Genomic DNA, 16,860 nt, shown 5'->3' on the forward strand with positions numbered 1-16,860 from the left:
TGACGTCTTGCCATGATCAACATGACCAATCGTCCCAATGTTGCAATGCGGCTTCGTCCGCTCAAACTTTTCCTTGGCCATCTCGAAGCTCCGTTTCGTATTTCTCTTGAAGGTTTCTCTCTAACTCACTGAGGTCAGGCGTATTTCGCCTGAACCTCCTGAGCGACGTTAGAAGGAACCTGTTCGTAATGATCAAAGGTCATGGTGAAGGTCGCGCGGCCCTGGCTCATGGAGCGCAGGGTGTTCACATAGCCAAACATATTGGCGAGCGGCACCATGGCGTTCACAACGTTCGCGTTGCCGCGCATATCCTGACCCTGGATCTGACCGCGGCGAGAGTTCAGGTCGCCAATGACCGATCCGGTGTAGTCTTCCGGCGTCACCACCTCGACCTTCATGATCGGCTCGAGCAGAACCGATCCGCCCTTCTGCAAGGCTTCGCGGAAGCCGGCACGCGCGGCGATTTCGAAGGCCAGCGCCGAGGAGTCAACCTCGTGGTAGGCACCGTCGACCAGCGTCACCTTCACGTCCACAACCGGGAAGCCGGCGAGCACGCCAGAGGTCAGAACCGACTCGAGGCCCTTGTTCACGCCGGGGATGTATTCCTTCGGAACCGATCCGCCGACGATCTGGCTTTCGAATTCGAAGCCCTTACCGACTTCATTCGGCTCGACCACGAACTTGACGCGGGCGAACTGGCCGGTGCCACCGGACTGCTTCTTATGGGTGTAGTCGATCTCGGTGCGACGCGTCAGCGTCTCACGATAGGCCACCTGCGGAGCGCCGATGTTGGCGTCGACCTTGTAGGTGCGGCGCAGGATGTCGACCTTGATGTCGAGATGGAGCTCGCCCATGCCCTTCAGGATCGTCTGACCGGACTCCTGATCGGTGGAGACGCGGAAGGAGGGATCCTCGGCGGCGAGCTTGGAAAGCGCGATACCGAGCTTCTCCTGATCAGCCTTGGACTTCGGCTCAATGGCGATCTCGATGACCGGCTCAGGGAATTCCATCTTCTCCAGGATGACGGGCTTCAGCGGATCGCAGAGCGTGTCACCGGTACGGACTTCCTTGAGGCCAGCCAGGGCGACGATGTCACCGGCATAGGCTTCCTTGATGTCTTCGCGGTTGTTGGCATGCATCAGCAGCATGCGGCCAACGCGTTCCTTCTTCTCGCGGGTCGAATTGACCAGGCTCTGGCCCGCTTCGAGCTTGCCCGAGTAGATGCGGCAGAAGGTGATGGTGCCGACGAAGGGATCGTCCATGATCTTGAAGGCGAGCAGCGACAGCGGCTCGTCATCGGACGACTTGCGGACAACCTCTTCCTCGGTGCGCGCGTCGATGCCCTTGATCGGCGGCACGTCGAGCGGAGACGGAAGATAGTCGACGACGGCGTCGAGCAGCGGCTGGACGCCCTTGTTCTTGAAGGCCGAACCGCAGAGCACCGGATAGAAGGCACCGGTAAGCACGGCCTTGCGGATCAGGCGCTTGAGGGTCGCCTCGTCGGGCTCCTGGCCTTCAAGATAGGCGGTCATGGCATCGTCGTCGAGTTCGACGGCGGCCTCGATGAGCATCAAGCGATATTCCTCAGCCTTCTCCTTAAGATCAGCCGGAATCTCGATGTCTTTGTACTTGGCGCCCAGAGCCTCGTCTTCCCAGACAACGCCGACCATGCGAACGAGGTCGACCAGACCCTTAAAATCGCTCTCAGCGCCGATCGGCAACTGGATAGCGACGGGCTTAGCGCCGAGACGCTTCACGATGTCATCCAAGCACTTGTAGAAATTGGCGCCTGTCTTATCCATCTTGTTGGCGAAGACGATGCGGGGAACCTTGTACTTGTCGCCCTGACGCCAGACGGTTTCCGTCTGCGGCTCAACGCCCTGGTTGGAGTCCAGCACGCAGACAGCACCATCAAGCACGCGCAACGAACGCTCGACTTCGATGGTGAAGTCGACGTGGCCGGGGGTGTCGATGATGTTCAGGCGCTTGTCGTGCCACACGGCGGTGGTGGCAGCTGAGGTGATCGTGATGCCACGCTCCTGCTCCTGCTCCATCCAGTCCATGGTGGCGGCGCCCTCATGGGTTTCACCGATCTTGTGGTTCTTGCCCGTGTAAAAAAGAATCCGCTCAGTGGTCGTCGTCTTGCCAGCATCAATGTGAGCCATGATGCCGAAGTTACGATAGTCCTCGAGCGCGTGCGTGCGGGGCATGGGTTCAGTCCTCTAGGCTTGCGCCAATTACCAGCGATAATGCGAGAAGGCGCGGTTCGCTTCCGCCATGCGGTGCGTGTCTTCGCGCTTTTTCACGGCATTGCCGCGGTTGTTAGATGCATCGATCAGCTCGGCCGACAAACGATCCACCATGGTTTTCTCATTGCGACCGCGAGCGGCGATGAGAAGCCAGCGGATCGCAAGAGCCTGCCGACGCGCGGGACGCACATCAACCGGCACCTGATAGGTGGCACCACCGACACGGCGCGACCGCACTTCGATGGCCGGCGCCACATTGGAGAGAGCCTGGTGGAACACTTCGATCGGGCTCTGCTTGATCTTCGTCTCGATGCTGTCGAAAGCACCATAGACGATCGATTCAGCAGCCGACTTCTTGCCGTGCTGCATGACGCAGTTCATGAACTTGGTGAGAATGACATCACCGAACTTTGCGTCCGGGATGATCTCACGCTTTTCGGCGCGGTGACGACGGGACATTTCCTATCTCTCCCAAATCACTTCGGACGCTTCGCGCCGTACTTCGAACGACGCTGCTTACGATCCTTCACGCCCTGCGTGTCGAGCACGCCGCGGAGGATGTGATAGCGCACACCGGGAAGATCCTTCACACGGCCGCCGCGGATCATCACCACCGAGTGCTCCTGAAGGTTATGACCTTCGCCCGGGATGTAACCGATGACCTCATAGCCATTGGTCAAGCGGACCTTGGCCACCTTACGAAGGGCCGAGTTCGGCTTCTTCGGGGTGGTGGTGTAGACGCGGGTGCAAACGCCGCGCTTCTGAGGGCAAGCTTCAAGATGGCGAGCCTTCTCCCGATATACGGGGGCCTGCCGGGGCTTGCGGATCAGCTGACTGATCGTGGGCATCGTTCGCCTTTTCGTTCCGTGGCAGCCAGCGCCTATCGCCAGCCAACGCGAATCTGCACCATCCCGAACAAACGGTCTGGCGCAAGTGAAACAGAGGACCACCACACCCAGTGGCGCAGCGGTCGTGCAATTGGGTTTTGGACCCGGATTAGAAGCAACAGCGTTTAAGATCGATGGATCGGCGAGGTTCGCCAAAAACGAGTCTTACCGCCTGTCGCGAGTGGGTGCTGTCTACTAGCAGACTCGGTTCGCGTCAACCCCTTCTCAAGGAGTTCCTCGTGCTTTCCGGACCCACCTGCAAAAAGGCCGCCCGGAGGCGGCCTTTTGTCATCTGCTGATCAACAGCTCCCTATTCCGCCGGGCCTTCGATCATGGCCGATGTCTCTGGTGCAGGCGTATCACTCTTCTGCTGATCGAGGATCAGGTCGTCGCGATGCAGAGCAACCGAGCGGAGCTTGTTCATCACCGAACCCGTTCCCGCAGGGATCAGGCGGCCGACGATGACATTCTCCTTGAGGCCTTCAAGGCTATCGGCCTTGCCGTTGACGGCCGCCTCGGTGAGGACGCGGGTCGTCTCCTGGAAGGATGCCGCCGAGATGAACGAGCGGGTCTGAAGGCTTGCCTTGGTGATGCCCAGCAGGACCGGCTGGCCGGATGCGGGCTTCTTACCCTCGGCTTCCGCCCTGGCATTGACCTCATCAAGTTCGAGCCGGTCAACCTGCTCGCCTGTGATGAGATCGGTGTCGCCGGCATCGTCGATCTCGACCTTCTGCAGCATCTGGCGAACGATCACCTCGATGTGCTTGTCGTTGATCGTCACGCCCTGAAGCCGGTAGACCTCCTGGATCTCATTGACCAGATAGGCCGCGAGCTCCTCGACACCCTTGATGGCCAGGATGTCGTGCGGCGCCGGGTTGCCGTCGACGATGAAGTCGCCCTTCTCGATGACGTCGCCGTCCTGAAGGTGGATGTGCTTGCCCTTCGGGATCAGATATTCGACCGGATCCGCACCCTCCTCGTTCGGAATGATGCTGAGGCGACGCTTGTTCTTGTAGTCGCGACCGAACTGGATGGTGCCCGTGATCTCGGCGATCACAGCCACGTCCTTCGGACGACGGGCTTCGAACAGCTCCGCCACGCGCGGCAGACCGCCGGTGATGTCGCGGGTCTTGGCGCTTTCGGTCGGCACACGCGCGAGCACGTCGCCGCCCTTGGCGATCGATCCCGGGTTCACCGAGATGATGGCGTCCACCGGCAGCAGGTAACGGGCTTCGCCACCCTTGGCCAACTTTGCCACCTTGCCGTCCTTGTCGAGAATGACGATGGCGGGCTTTAGATCCGCATTACGAACCGACGTCCTCCAATCCATCACCACGCGCTTGGTGATGCCGGTGGATTCGTCGGTCGCCTCGCTGATGGATGCGCCTTCGACCAGATCCTCGAAGGCAACGGTGCCCTCGACTTCGGTCAGCACCGGGCGGGTATAGGGATCCCACTCGGCGATGCGCTGGCCGCGCTTGATCTTGTCGCCCTCGTCGACCTTCAGGCGGGCGCCGAACGGAATGCGATGGGTCGAACGTTCGGTTCCATCAGGATCGGTGATGACCACGGAGAGGTTGCGCACCATGACAATCAGCTCGCCTTCCGAATTGCGGATGGCCGAACGATTGCGGATCTTGACGATGCCTTCGAAGCTCGATTCCACGAAGGAGGTGTCGGCGATCTGTGCCGTACCGCCGATGTGGAAGGTGCGCATCGTCAGCTGCGTTCCCGGTTCACCGATGGACTGCGCGGCGATGACGCCGACAGCCTCACCCATGTTGACCGGGGTGCCGCGAGCAAGATCGCGGCCGTAGCAGGTACCGCAGACGCCGTTCTTGGTCTCGCAGGTGAGCACAGAGCGGATCTTGACCTCTTGAACGCCGGCCTTGGTGACTTCCTCGACCTCACGCTCCTCGATCAGCTTGCCGGCCGGAACGATCACTTCACCCGTTGCCGGATTGACGACATCATCCGCCGCGGTGCGGCCGAGGATACGGCTGCCCAGCGTCGCCACGATCTGGCCGGCATCGACGATGGCGCGCATCTTGATGCCCGACGAGGTCGCGCCACAGTCAACCTGCGTGATGATCGAATCCTGCGCCACGTCGACGAGGCGGCGGGTCAGGTAACCCGAGTTCGCCGTCTTCAGCGCCGTGTCGGCCAGGCCCTTACGCGCACCGTGAGTGGAGTTGAAGTACTCCAGAACGGTCAGGCCTTCCTTGAAGTTCGAGATGATCGGGCTCTCGATGATTTCACCTGACGGCTTGGCCATGAGGCCGCGCATGCCGGCAAGCTGCTTCATCTGCGCCGGAGAGCCACGGGCACCGGAGTGCGACATCATCCAGATGGAATTGATGGGCTTGTCGCGGCCGGTGTCGTCCTTCTGGACCGACGAGATGCGGCTCATCATTTCCTCGGCGATCTTGTCGGTGCACTTCGCCCAGGCGTCCACCACCTTGTTGTACTTCTCGCCCTGCGTGATCAGGCCGTCCTGATACTGCTGCTCATATTCCTTGGCGAGCGAGCGGGTGGTCTCCACGATCTTGGTCTTGGTCTCGGGCACCACCATGTCGTCCTTGCCGAACGAGATACCGGCCTTGAAGGCCTGGGTGAAGCCGAGCTGCATCATGCGATCGCAGAAGATCACCGTCTCCTTCTGACCGCAGTGGCGGTAGACGGTGTCGATGGTGTTGGAAATCTCCTTCTTGGTCATCAGCTTGTTGACGACATCGAAGGTCATCTTCGGGTTCTTCGGCAGGATCTCGCCCAGCATCAGGCGGCCCGGGGTCGTATCAAAGACCTTCGAGAGCTTGTTGCCGTTCTCGTCGACGCCGATGTAGCGGCCCTTGATCTTGGCGTGCAGGGTGATCTTCTTGGCATGCAACGCATGCTCAAGCTCGCCCATGTTGCCGAACAGCATGCCCTCGCCCGGCTCACCGTCACGCATGAGCGTGAGATAGTAGAGACCGAGAACGATGTCCTGGGACGGCACGATGATCGGCGCGCCGTTGGCGGGATGCAGGATGTTGTTGGTGCTCATCATGAGCACGCGAGCTTCCAGCTGCGCCTCGATGGACAGCGGCACGTGAACGGCCATCTGGTCGCCGTCGAAGTCGGCGTTGAAGGCGGCGCAGACCAGCGGGTGAAGCTGGATGGCCTTGCCTTCGATCAGCACGGGTTCAAAGGCCTGGATGCCGAGACGGTGCAGCGTGGGGGCACGGTTGAGCAGGACCGGATGTTCGCGGATAACCTCGTCCAGGATATCCCAGACCTCAGGCTTTTCCTTCTCCACCAGCTTCTTGGCCTGCTTCACGGTGGAGGACAGACCCTTGGCGTCGAGGCGCGAATAGATGAAGGGCTTGAAGAGCTCCAGCGCCATCTTCTTCGGCAGGCCGCACTGGTGCAGCTTGAGTTCCGGGCCCACCACGATGACGGAGCGGCCGGAATAATCGACGCGCTTGCCGAGGAGGTTCTGCCGGAAACGGCCCTGCTTGCCCTTCAGCATGTCGGCGAGCGACTTCAGCGGACGCTTGTTGACGCCGGTGATGACGCGGCCGCGGCGGCCGTTGTCGAACAATGCGTCGACGGCCTCCTGCAGCATGCGCTTTTCGTTGCGGATGATGATGTCAGGCGCACGCAGCTCGATCAGCCGCTTCAAGCGGTTGTTGCGGTTGATGACGCGGCGATAGAGATCGTTGAGGTCGGAGGTGGCGAAACGGCCGCCGTCCAGCGGCACCAGCGGACGCAGATCCGGCGGAATGACCGGAACGACCGTCAGGATCATCCACTCCGGCTTGTTGCCGGAGGCGATGAACGCCTCGATCAGCTTGAGGCGCTTCATGAACTTCTTCTTCTTGATCTCAGAATCGGTTTCCGAGATCTCCGAGCGCAGGTCAGCAGCGATCTTCTCCAGGTCCATGGCCTTGAGGATCTCGCGAATGGCCTCGGCGCCAATGGCAGCCGTGAAGCTGTCGTCGCCGTATTCATCCTGCGCGTGGATGTATTCTTCTTCCGTCAGCGTCTGACGGTCCTTGAGCGGCGTCAGGCCGGGCTCGAGAACCACATACTTTTCGAAATAGAGGATCTGTTCCAGCTCGCGCAGCGTCATGTCGAGCAGCATGCCGATGCGGCTCGGGAGCGACTTCAGAAACCAGATGTGCGCGACGGGAGCGGCCAGCTCGATGTGGCCCATGCGCTCGCGGCGCACGCGGCTCAGCGTGACTTCAACGCCGCACTTCTCGCAGATGACGCCCTTGTACTTCATGCGCTTGTACTTGCCGCACAAGCACTCGTAATCCTTGATGGGCCCGAAGATGCGCGCGCAGAACAGACCGTCGCGCTCGGGCTTGAAGGTGCGGTAGTTGATGGTTTCCGGCTTCTTGATCTCACCGAACGACCACGACAGGATCTTCTCCGGGCTCGCGATGGAGATCTTGATCTGATCGAAGGTCTGTACCGGCGTCGTCGGATTGAAGACGTTCATCAATTCCTGATTCATGACCTGCTCCTGGATCGGCAGATGCCGCTGCGCCTGCGGCATGGCCGATTATCTGGTCTTTCAAGGGCCGGGCGAGCGCCGTAACGCCCGCCCGAAAGTTCTTCTTTTTCGTTATTCGGCCGCGTCGGCGGGCGGAAGCTGCTCATCGTTGCTGCGCTTGGACGAGGTCAGTTCGACATTCATGCCGAGCGACCGCATCTCCTTCACGAGCACGTTGAAGCTCTCCGGAATACCGGACTCGAAGCTGTCATCGCCACGAACGATGGCCTCATAGACCTTGGTGCGGCCGGCCACGTCGTCGGATTTCACCGTCAGCATCTCCTGCAAGGTATAGGCCGCGCCGTAAGCTTCAAGGGCCCAGACCTCCATCTCACCGAAGCGCTGGCCGCCGAACTGCGCCTTACCGCCCAGCGGCTGCTGGGTAACGAGGCTGTAGGGGCCAATGGAACGGGCGTGGATCTTGTCGTCCACGAGATGGTGCAGTTTCAGCATATAGATGTAGCCGACCGTCACGGGGCGATCGAAAGGCTCACCGGTGCGTCCATCGTAGAGCTGCGACTGACCGGAGCTGTTGAGACCGGCCTGTTCCAGCATGACTTCGATGTCGTGCTCCTTGGCACCGTCGAAGACCGGCGTTGCGATGGGCACGCCCTTCTTCAGGTTGCCGCCGAGCTCGATGAGCTGATCTTCCGAGAGCGACTTCACCGTCTCGTCGTCGCCGTAGACCTTTTCCAGCGTCGATGTCAGCTCGGTGATGCCGTTGCCGACCCGCCAAGCCTCAAGCGCCTTCTCGATCTGGCGCCCGATGCCCGCACAGGCCCATCCCAGATGGGTCTCCAGGATCTGACCGACGTTCATTCGGCTCGGCACGCCCAGCGGATTGAGCACGATGTCGACATGGGTGCCGTCCTCCAGGAACGGCATGTCTTCCACCGGCACGATCTTCGACACCACACCTTTGTTGCCGTGGCGTCCGGCCATCTTGTCGCCGGGCTGGATCTTGCGCTTCACCGCGACGAAGACCTTGACCATCTTCATGACGCCGGGCGGCAGTTCATCACCGCGCTGCAGCTTCTCGACCTTGTCCAGGAAGCGCTGTTCGAGGCGCTTCTTGGATTCGTCGTACTGCTTGCGCATGGCCTCGAGCTCCGACATCAACTTGTCGTTCTCGAAAGCGAACATCCACCACTGCGACCGTGGGAACTCGCTCAGAAGCTCACGGGTAAGCTCCGTGTCCTTCTTGAAGCCCTTGGGGCCGGAGATGGCCGTCTTGCCGCTGATGACTTCCGTCAGGCGGGCATAGGTGTTGCGGTCGAGGATCGCGAGCTCGTCGTCGCGGTCCTTGGCCAGACGCTCGATCTCCTCACGCTCGATGGCGAGCGCGCGCTCGTCCTTGTCGATGCCGTGACGATTGAAGATGCGAACCTCGACGACCGTGCCCTGGGTGCCGGGCGGCAGCCGGAGCGAGGTGTCGCGGACATCAGAGGCCTTCTCACCGAAGATGGCGCGCAGAAGCTTCTCTTCCGGTGTCATCGGGCTTTCGCCCTTCGGCGTGATCTTGCCAACGAGGATATCGCCCGCGCGGACCTCGGCACCGACATAGACGATGCCTGACTCATCGAGGTTCTTGAGCGCCTCTTCCGAGACGTTCGGGATGTCGCGGGTGATTTCCTCAGGTCCAAGCTTGGTGTCGCGGGCCGCCACCTCGAATTCCTCGATATGGATCGAGGTGAGGATGTCTTCCGAAACGATACGCTCGGACAGGAGGATGGAGTCCTCGAAGTTGTAGCCGTTCCAGGGCATGAAGGCGACGAGCATGTTGCGGCCGAGCGCAAGCTCGCCGAGTTCGGTCGACGGACCGTCGGCGATGATGTCACCGGCCTTCAGCACGTCGCCCACCTTCACCAGCGGGCGCTGCGTGATGCAGGTCGACTGGTTGGAGCGCTGGAACTTCATCAGCGTATAGATGTCGACGCCCGGCTTGGAAGGATCGGTCTCCTCCGTCGCGCGGATAACGATACGGGTGGCGTCCACCTGGTCGACGATGCCGGCGCGGCGTGCCGCGATGGCAGCGCCGGAATCACGGGCAACGACCGCTTCCATGCCCGTGCCCACCAGCGGCGCATCGGCGCGAACCAGCGGAACGGCCTGACGCTGCATGTTGGAGCCCATCAGGGCGCGGTTGGCGTCATCGTTCTCAAGGAACGGGATGAGCGCCGCGGCGACCGACACGAGCTGCTTCGGAGAGACGTCCATGTAGTCCACGCGCTCGGCGGGAACCATGATGACGTCACCGCCCTTGCGGCAGACGATCAGATCCTCGGTGAAGCCACCATTCTCGTCGAGCGGCATATTGGCCTGGGCGACGTAGTGCTTTCCTTCCTCAACCGCGGACATATAGACGACCTCTTCGGTCACCTTGCTGTCCTTCACCTTGCGGTACGGCGCTTCGATGAAGCCGTACTTGTTCACCCGCGCGAAGGTGGCGAGCGAATTGATCAGGCCGATGTTCGGGCCTTCAGGCGTCTCGATCGGGCAGATACGGCCGTAATGCGTCGGATGCACGTCGCGGACTTCGAAGCCCGCACGCTCGCGGGTCAGACCGCCCGGCCCAAGCGCCGACAGGCGACGCTTGTGGGTGATCTCCGACAGCGGGTTGGTCTGGTCCATGAACTGCGAGAGCTGCGAGGAGCCGAAGAACTCGCGCACGGCGGCGGCCGCCGGCTTCGCGTTGATCAGATCCTGCGGCATGACCGTGTCGATCTCGACCGAGGACATGCGCTCCTTGATGGCGCGCTCCATGCGAAGCAGGCCGACGCGGTACTGGTTCTCCATCAGCTCGCCGACGGAGCGGACGCGGCGGTTGCCGAGATGATCGATGTCATCGACCTCGCCCTTGCCGTCGCGCAGATCGACCAGTGTCCTGACCACGGCCAGGATATCGGCCTTGCGCAGGATGCGCACGGTGTCCTCGGCGTCGAGATCGAGACGCATGTTCATCTTGACACGGCCCACGGCCGACAGGTCGTAGCGCTCAGGATCGAAGAACAGCGACTGGAACATGGCCTCGGCCGTTTCCAGTGTGGGCGGCTCGCCGGGGCGCATGACGCGGTAGATGTCGAAGAGCGCGTCTTCGCGCGTCTCGTTCTTGTCGGCGGCCAGCGTGTTGCGGATGTAGCCGCCCGTGGTCACATGATCGATGTCGAGCACCGGCAGCTCGTTGTAGCCGGCCTCCTCAAGGAGCGTGAGCAGCTTTTCGCTCAGCTCGTCACCGGCTTCGACGTAGATCTCGCCCGTTTCCGGATTGACCAGATCTTCGGCGATGTAGCGCCCAATGAGGTCTTCATTGGGCACCTTGAGCGCCTTGACACCCTTTTCAGCCAGCAGACGCGCCGAACGGACCGTCAGCTTCTTGCCAGCCTCGAGCACGACCTCGCCGGTGTCGGCGTCGATCAGATCCTCAGTGGCCTTGAAGCCCTTCATGCGATTGGCGTCAAACGGCAAGCGCCAGCCGTCCTTGGCACGGGTGTACTGGATGCGATTGTAGAAGGTATCGAGAATGTCGTTGCCGTCCATGCCGAGCGCGAACAGCAGCGAGGTCACCGGAATCTTGCGGCGGCGGTCGATGCGGGCAAAGACGATATCCTTGGCGTCGAACTCGATGTCGAGCCAGGAGCCGCGATAGGGGATGATGCGCGCGGCGAACAGGAGCTTGCCCGAGGAGTGGGTCTTGCCCTTGTCGTGATCGAAGAATACGCCTGGCGAGCGATGCATCTGCGAGACGATGACGCGCTCGGTGCCATTGACCACGAAGGTGCCGTTGGACGTCATGAGCGGCATGTCGCCCATGTAGACGTCCTGCTCCTTGATGTCCTTAACGGATTTGGCGCCGGTATCCTCGTCCACGTCGAACACGATGAGGCGCAGCGTGACTTTCAACGGCGCAGCAAAGGTCATGCTCCGCTGACGGCATTCGTCAACGTCATACTTGGGCTGCTCGAATTCATAACGGACGAATTCCAGCATCGCGGTGTTTGCGAAATCCGTGATCGGAAACACGGATTTGAACACGCCCTGCAAGCCATCGTCCGGCCGCTCAGTAATCGGGATATTGATCTGCAGAAACTGGTCGTAGGATGCCTTCTGAACCTCGATGAGGTTCGGCATCTCCGCCACTTCGCGGATCTTGCCGAAGAACTTGCGAACCCGTTTGCGGCCTGTGAACGTCTGCGCCATCTCGTCCTCTCGCCTTGCCATCCGCGCTCCGGCCGCCAGAATCAGGCTGGCGTTTCGGAACGCTGCATCCCTGTCGGATGCCAGCCGTCGATCCTATTCGTCTCGACGGTCACTTTAGCTTCCAAGCCTAACTGCCTGGGAAACCTCTAAAAGCCGCAAAGGCGCACGCCCTTAGGGCGTCCGCCTCGCGGCCGGATCGGGGATTGCGGGGTGTTCCCGCAATCCCTTCATGCACCGGTTTCCCGGCGCATGTCTATTACTTAAGCTCGACCTTGGCGCCAGCCTTCTCAAGCTGCTCCTTGAGCTTGCCGGCTTCGTCCTTGGATACGCCTTCCTTGACAGGCTTCGGCGCACCTTCGACGAGGTCCTTGGCTTCCTTGAGGCCGAGGCCGGTGATCGCGCGGACCTCCTTGATGACCTCGATCTTCTTGTCGCCGGCCGCGGCCAGGACAACGGTGAACTCAGTCTGCTCTTCAGCAGCGGCACCACCAGCGGCGCCGCCAGCCGGAGCGGCAGCCACAGCCACAGCGGCCGCAGCGGAAACGCCCCACTTCTCTTCGAGGAGCTTTGCAAGCTCAGCTGCCTCGAGCACCGTCAGATTGCTAAGCTCGTCAACGAGCTTGGTAAGATCAGCCATTTTCTAATTCCTAGGTTCAAACCAGTTGGATGTGTTGAGACGCCCTCAGGCGGCCTCGTCGCTCTTGGCATAGGCCCCGAACACGCGGGCCAGCTTGGCAGCCGGCGCGGTCGAGAGCTGCGCAATCTTCGTCGCGGGAGCCTGCACGAGGCCCACGATCTTGGCGCGCAGTTCGTCGAGAGACGGCATGGTGGCAAGCGCCTTCACACCGTCCTGGTTCAGGGAGGTCGCACCCATGGCGCCGCCCAGGATCACGAACTTGTCGTTCCCCTTGGCGAAGTCGACTGCGACCTTCGGCGCCGCCACCGGATCCGTGCTGTACGCAAGGACCGTCGGCCCCTTCAGAAGGGGACCGATGTGGGCGACGTCCGTGCCCTCGAGAGCGATCTTGGCAAGACGGTTCTTGGCGACCTTGACAGTCGCCCCCGCCTCGCGCATGCGCCGGCGAAGCGCCGACATCTGCGCCACCGTAAGACCGGAGTAATGGGCGACGACGATCGAACCTTCGCTTGAGAAGACCTGGTTCAACGACGCGACCATGTCACGCTTTTCTGCGCGGTCCACGTTGCTCTCTTCGGTTTAGCGGATAAGGCTGAAACCCGATCCGCCGGTTGCACGATGCCGCTCGACCGTCCGGAACCCGGATAGATCGAACGACGTTCAATCCCTGTCCCCTCGCCGCCGCCATCATGCCGGCATCAAGGTGTACTGGTTCAAACCGAACTGGCTCATCAGAGCCGAAACGGTCTTCCCCGTCTCATGCTGGCCCCTTTCGGGATTAAGCCCACCAGATGGTGGAACGCCCGCAATCTCGGACAGGACTTCTAGGGCAGGCAGCAAGCGGCCTACCCTTGATCACCAAACCTGAATGGTCTGGCGAATTTGAGGCCTCACGCGCTGGCCAGCGTGGAGGTGTCGACGCGGACGCCTGGGCCCATCGTCGAGGAAATCGCAAGGCGCTGAAGGTAGGTGCCCTTCGCGCCAGCCGGCTTGGCCTTGACCACGGCATCCGCAAAGGCGCGGATGTTCTCCGCCAGCTTCTCGACATCGAAGCTGGCCTTGCCGATGCCCGCATGGATGATGCCGGCCTTCTCGACCCGGAACTCCACGGCGCCGCCCTTGGACGCCGCGACAGCCGCTGTCACGTCCATGGTGACCGTGCCCACCTTCGGGTTCGGCATCAGACCGCGCGGGCCAAGCACCTTACCGAGACGGCCGACGAGCGGCATCATGTCCGGGGTCGCAATGCAGCGATCGAAATCGATCGTGCCGCCCTGAACGATCTCGACCAGATCCTCGGCACCGACGACATCCGCGCCGGCCTTCTTTGCTTCCTCAGCCTTCGGACCGCGGGCGAAGACGGCGACGCGCAGCGTGCGGCCCGAACCGTTCGGCAGCTGGCACACGCCGCGGACCATCTGATCAGCATGACGGGGGTCCACGCCAAGATTGATGGCGACTTCGACGGTCTCGTCGAACTTCGCCGTGGCGCGTTCCTTGACCAGCTTCACGGCCTCGTCGAGACCATAAAGCTTCATGTGCTCCAGACCCTCATAGGTTGCCCGGATACGCTTTCCCTTGTTCGCCATCGATCAGCCCTCCACCGAGAGGCCCATGGAACGGGCCGAGCCTTCGATCATCCGCGCGGCGGCTTCGACGTCGTTGGCATTCAAATCTTTCATCTTCTGCTCAGCGATCTCGCGGATCTGAGCGGCGGTCACCTTGCCGACGGTTCCACGGCCCGGAGTGGTCGAGCCCTTCTGAACCTTCGCGGCCCGCTTCAGGAAGAAGCTGACGGGCGGGCTCTTCATCTCGAAGGTGAACGAGCGATCGGCGTAGGCGGTGATGACGACGGGGATCGGCATCCCCTTCTCCAACTGGCCCGTAGCCGCATTGAACGCCTTGCAGAACTCCATGATGTTCAGGCCGCGCTGACCCAGCGCCGGACCGATCGGCGGCGAGGGATTGGCAGCGCCTGCCGGCACCTGGAGCTTGACATATCCTGTTATCTTCTTCGCCATACTCGGCTCCTAATAAGGAGAGTGTGGTGCGGCCCTTCCCGGTTGGCGACCGGCGGAACCTTCCACACGATGCTCCACCGCGATCCTGACGATCAGCGGCGGCCTTGAAGACCGGAGGACATACACCCTCGGCCACGAAAAAGCACGCTCAGACCTTTTCGACCTGTGCGTACTCCAATTCAACGGGCGTCGCGCGCCCAAAGATCGACACGGCGACCTTGAGACGCGCCCTGACTTCGTCGACTTCCTCGACCACGCCATTGAACGAGGCAAAGGGGCCATCCGACACGCGAACCTGTTCGCCCACCTCGAAGCTCACCGACGGCTTCGGACGCTCGATGCCTTCCTGCACCTGCTGCAGGATACGCTGAGCCTCGCTATCGGGGATCGGAATGGGCTTCTTATCGGCTCCGAGGAAGCCTGTCACCTTCGGCGTGTTCTTGATCAGATGATAGGCGTCGTCCGTGAGGTCAACCTTTACCAGCACATAACCTGGAAAAAACTTGCGTTCGGCGTCGACCTTGCGGCCGCGGCGCACCTCGACCACCTTCTCGGTCGGCACCAGAATTTCATCGAACTTATCGCCCAGGCCCGTCTGATCGGCCTTCTCGCGGATCGCCTCAGCGACCTTGCGCTCGAAGTTCGAATAGGCATGCACGATATACCAACGCTTCGCCACGTCCGTTTCCCCTCAGAAGCCGAGTACGAGACCGATGCCGCGGGCGAGCACCCAATCGACAACCAGGAAGAAGACCGCAGCCACTGTCGCGAAGATGAACACCATAATGGTGGTGGTAATCGTCTCGCGACGGCTCGGCCACGTGACCTTGGCGGTCTCGTTGCGAACCTCCTGCATGAACTGGAAAGGATTCGTCTTCGCCATTATCACCCGCGCCTTCAGCAGTTACCCGCTTCGCCGCGCCTTTTCCTGTTGCGCGGACCAAGGCCCGCAGTGTCGTTTCCCGCCTGAAATGCCAATCGGCCCGAAGATTTCCGGGCCGTAAGCTTGGCAGGAGTGGAGGGACTCGAACCCCCAACCCCCGGTTTTGGAGACCGGTGCTCTAGCCAGTTGAGCTACACTCCTAATCCGGCGGAATGGGACGCGAGGCATACACGCCCCGCGTCCTTATCGCAAGATCACTCGATGATGCTGGCGACGACGCCTGCGCCGACGGTGCGGCCGCCTTCGCGGATGGCGAAGCGCAGCTTCTCTTCCATGGCGATCGGCACGATCAGGTGCACTTCCATGGCGATGTTGTCGCCCGGCATGACCATCTCGGTACCCTCAGGAAGATGCACCACACCCGTCACGTCCGTCGTGCGGAAGTAGAACTGCGGACGGTAGTTGGTGAAGAACGGCGTGTGACGGCCACCCTCCTCCTTCGTCAGGATGTAGGCTTCCGCCTTGAACTTCGTGTGCGGCTTCACCGAACCCGGCTTGCACAGAACCTGACCGCGCTCGACGTCCTCGCGCTTGGTGCCGCGCAGCAGCGCGCCGATGTTGTCGCCCGCCTGGCCCTGGTCCAGAAGCTTGCGGAACATCTCAACGCCCGTCACCGTCGTCTTGGTGGTCGGACGAATGCCCACGATCTCGACTTCCTCGCCAACCTTGACGATGCCGCGCTCGACGCGGCCGGTCACCACCGTGCCACGGCCGGAGATCGAGAACACGTCCTCAACCGGCATCAGGAAGGCGCCGTCAACCGGACGCTCCGGCTGCGGAATGTAGGCGTCAACCTCTTCCATCAGCTTCAGGATCGCGTCGTGGCCGAGCTCCTTGTTGGAGTTCTCCAGAGCCGCCAGAGCCGAACCCTTGACGATCGGAATGTCGTCGCCCGGGAACTCGTACTTCGACAGAAGCTCGCGAACCTCAAGCTCAACAAGCTCCAGAAGCTCGGCGTCATCAACCATGTCGCACTTGTTCAGGAACACAACCAGAGCCGGAACGCCAACCTGACGGGCCAGAAGGATGTGCTCGCGGGTCTGCGGCATCGGGCCGTCCGCCGCCGACACAACCAGGATCGCGCCGTCCATCTGCGCCGCGCCCGTGATCATGTTCTTCACATAGTCGGCGTGGCCAGGGCAGTCGACGTGCGCATAGTGGCGGTTCGCCGTCTCATACTCAACGTGCGCCGTCGAGATCGTGATGCCGCGGGCCTTCTCTTCAGGCGCCTTGTCAATCTGGTCATAGGCCGTGAACGTCGCACCGCCCGTCTCAGCCAAAATCTTCGTGATCGCCGCCGTCAGTGACGTCTTGCCATGATCAACATGACCAATCGTCCCAATGTTGCAATGCGGCTTCGTCCGCTCAAACTTTTCCTTGGCCATC

General features: G+C 61.5%; 12 protein-coding genes, 1 tRNA gene and 1 pseudogene. All 14 read right to left on the reverse strand.

Annotated elements, in window-relative coordinates; all coding sequences use genetic code 11:
• Nucleotides 1-81 (reverse strand): annotated as a pseudogene (locus IEV58_RS18455) (GTP-binding protein); the annotation flags it as partial.
• A 53-nt stretch (nucleotides 82-134) separates the two neighbouring features.
• Nucleotides 135-2,210: an elongation factor G gene (gene fusA / locus IEV58_RS17875; RefSeq protein WP_188411250.1), complete on the reverse strand. Its 2,076-nt coding sequence runs from the start codon at nucleotides 2,208-2,210 to the stop codon at nucleotides 135-137.
• 27 nt (nucleotides 2,211-2,237) lie between these two features.
• Complete coding sequence (gene rpsG / locus IEV58_RS17880) at nucleotides 2,238-2,708, reverse strand: 30S ribosomal protein S7 (protein ID WP_188411252.1); 471 nt, start codon at nucleotides 2,706-2,708, stop codon at nucleotides 2,238-2,240.
• A 17-nt stretch (nucleotides 2,709-2,725) separates the two neighbouring features.
• Nucleotides 2,726-3,097, reverse strand: coding sequence for a 30S ribosomal protein S12 (gene rpsL, locus IEV58_RS17885; RefSeq protein WP_188411254.1), 372 nt, complete (start codon nucleotides 3,095-3,097; stop codon nucleotides 2,726-2,728).
• Between the two features lie 349 nt (nucleotides 3,098-3,446).
• Nucleotides 3,447-7,637: a DNA-directed RNA polymerase subunit beta' gene (gene rpoC / locus IEV58_RS17890; RefSeq protein ID WP_188411270.1), complete on the reverse strand. Its 4,191-nt coding sequence runs from the start codon at nucleotides 7,635-7,637 to the stop codon at nucleotides 3,447-3,449.
• 111 nt (nucleotides 7,638-7,748) lie between these two features.
• The gene (gene rpoB, locus IEV58_RS17895; protein WP_188411256.1) at nucleotides 7,749-11,873 is read right to left on the reverse strand and encodes a DNA-directed RNA polymerase subunit beta; all 4,125 of its coding nucleotides are present in this window, start codon (nucleotides 11,871-11,873) and stop codon (nucleotides 7,749-7,751) included.
• A 256-nt stretch (nucleotides 11,874-12,129) separates the two neighbouring features.
• Nucleotides 12,130-12,510: a 50S ribosomal protein L7/L12 gene (gene rplL, locus IEV58_RS17900; RefSeq protein WP_188411258.1), complete on the reverse strand. Its 381-nt coding sequence runs from the start codon at nucleotides 12,508-12,510 to the stop codon at nucleotides 12,130-12,132.
• 45 nt (nucleotides 12,511-12,555) lie between these two features.
• The gene (gene rplJ, locus IEV58_RS17905) at nucleotides 12,556-13,074 is read right to left on the reverse strand and encodes a 50S ribosomal protein L10 (RefSeq protein ID WP_188411260.1); all 519 of its coding nucleotides are present in this window, start codon (nucleotides 13,072-13,074) and stop codon (nucleotides 12,556-12,558) included.
• A gap of 326 nt (nucleotides 13,075-13,400) precedes the next feature.
• Nucleotides 13,401-14,099, reverse strand: a complete 699-nt coding sequence (gene rplA, locus IEV58_RS17910; protein WP_188411262.1) for a 50S ribosomal protein L1 — start codon at nucleotides 14,097-14,099, stop codon at nucleotides 13,401-13,403.
• A 3-nt stretch (nucleotides 14,100-14,102) separates the two neighbouring features.
• Nucleotides 14,103-14,531 carry a 50S ribosomal protein L11 gene (gene rplK / locus IEV58_RS17915; RefSeq protein ID WP_188411264.1) on the reverse strand — a complete coding sequence of 143 codons (429 nt, stop codon included), beginning with the start codon at nucleotides 14,529-14,531 and terminating at the stop codon, nucleotides 14,103-14,105.
• Between the two features lie 148 nt (nucleotides 14,532-14,679).
• Nucleotides 14,680-15,210, reverse strand: coding sequence for a transcription termination/antitermination protein NusG (gene nusG, locus IEV58_RS17920; RefSeq protein WP_188411266.1), 531 nt, complete (start codon nucleotides 15,208-15,210; stop codon nucleotides 14,680-14,682).
• 12 nt (nucleotides 15,211-15,222) lie between these two features.
• Nucleotides 15,223-15,414 (reverse strand): preprotein translocase subunit SecE, encoded by a 192-nt coding sequence (secE, locus tag IEV58_RS17925; RefSeq protein ID WP_188411268.1) that lies wholly within the window; start codon nucleotides 15,412-15,414, stop codon nucleotides 15,223-15,225.
• 124 nt (nucleotides 15,415-15,538) lie between these two features.
• A tRNA-Trp gene (locus tag IEV58_RS17930) sits at nucleotides 15,539-15,615 on the reverse strand.
• A gap of 53 nt (nucleotides 15,616-15,668) precedes the next feature.
• The gene (gene tuf, locus IEV58_RS17935; RefSeq protein WP_188410145.1) at nucleotides 15,669-16,859 is read right to left on the reverse strand and encodes an elongation factor Tu; all 1,191 of its coding nucleotides are present in this window, start codon (nucleotides 16,857-16,859) and stop codon (nucleotides 15,669-15,671) included.
• Between the last annotated feature and the right edge of the window lies 1 nt (nucleotide 16,860).

Source organism: Agaricicola taiwanensis, assembly GCF_014635245.1.
GTDB classification, from domain to species: Bacteria; Pseudomonadota; Alphaproteobacteria; order Rhizobiales; family Methylopilaceae; genus Agaricicola; species Agaricicola taiwanensis.

What these genes read in the sequence shown, in the direction of transcription:
- rplL (WP_188411258.1), bottom strand. Translation starts at nt 12,510, where the DNA reads ATGGCTGATCTTACCAAGCTCGTTGACGAGCTTAGCAATCTGACGGTG.
- rplA (WP_188411262.1), bottom strand. Translation starts at nt 14,099, where the DNA reads ATGGCGAACAAGGGAAAGCGTATCCGGGCAACCTATGAGGGTCTGGAG.
- fusA (WP_188411250.1), bottom strand. Translation starts at nt 2,210, where the DNA reads ATGCCCCGCACGCACGCGCTCGAGGACTATCGTAACTTCGGCATCATG.
- rpoC (WP_188411270.1), bottom strand. Translation starts at nt 7,637, where the DNA reads ATGAATCAGGAATTGATGAACGTCTTCAATCCGACGACGCCGGTACAG.
- secE (WP_188411268.1), bottom strand. Translation starts at nt 15,414, where the DNA reads ATGGCGAAGACGAATCCTTTCCAGTTCATGCAGGAGGTTCGCAACGAG.
- rpoB (WP_188411256.1), bottom strand. Translation starts at nt 11,873, where the DNA reads ATGGCGCAGACGTTCACAGGCCGCAAACGGGTTCGCAAGTTCTTCGGC.
- rpsL (WP_188411254.1), bottom strand. Translation starts at nt 3,097, where the DNA reads ATGCCCACGATCAGTCAGCTGATCCGCAAGCCCCGGCAGGCCCCCGTA.
- rpsG (WP_188411252.1), bottom strand. Translation starts at nt 2,708, where the DNA reads ATGTCCCGTCGTCACCGCGCCGAAAAGCGTGAGATCATCCCGGACGCA.
- tuf (WP_188410145.1), bottom strand. Translation starts at nt 16,859, where the DNA reads ATGGCCAAGGAAAAGTTTGAGCGGACGAAGCCGCATTGCAACATTGGG.
- rplK (WP_188411264.1), bottom strand. Translation starts at nt 14,531, where the DNA reads ATGGCGAAGAAGATAACAGGATATGTCAAGCTCCAGGTGCCGGCAGGC.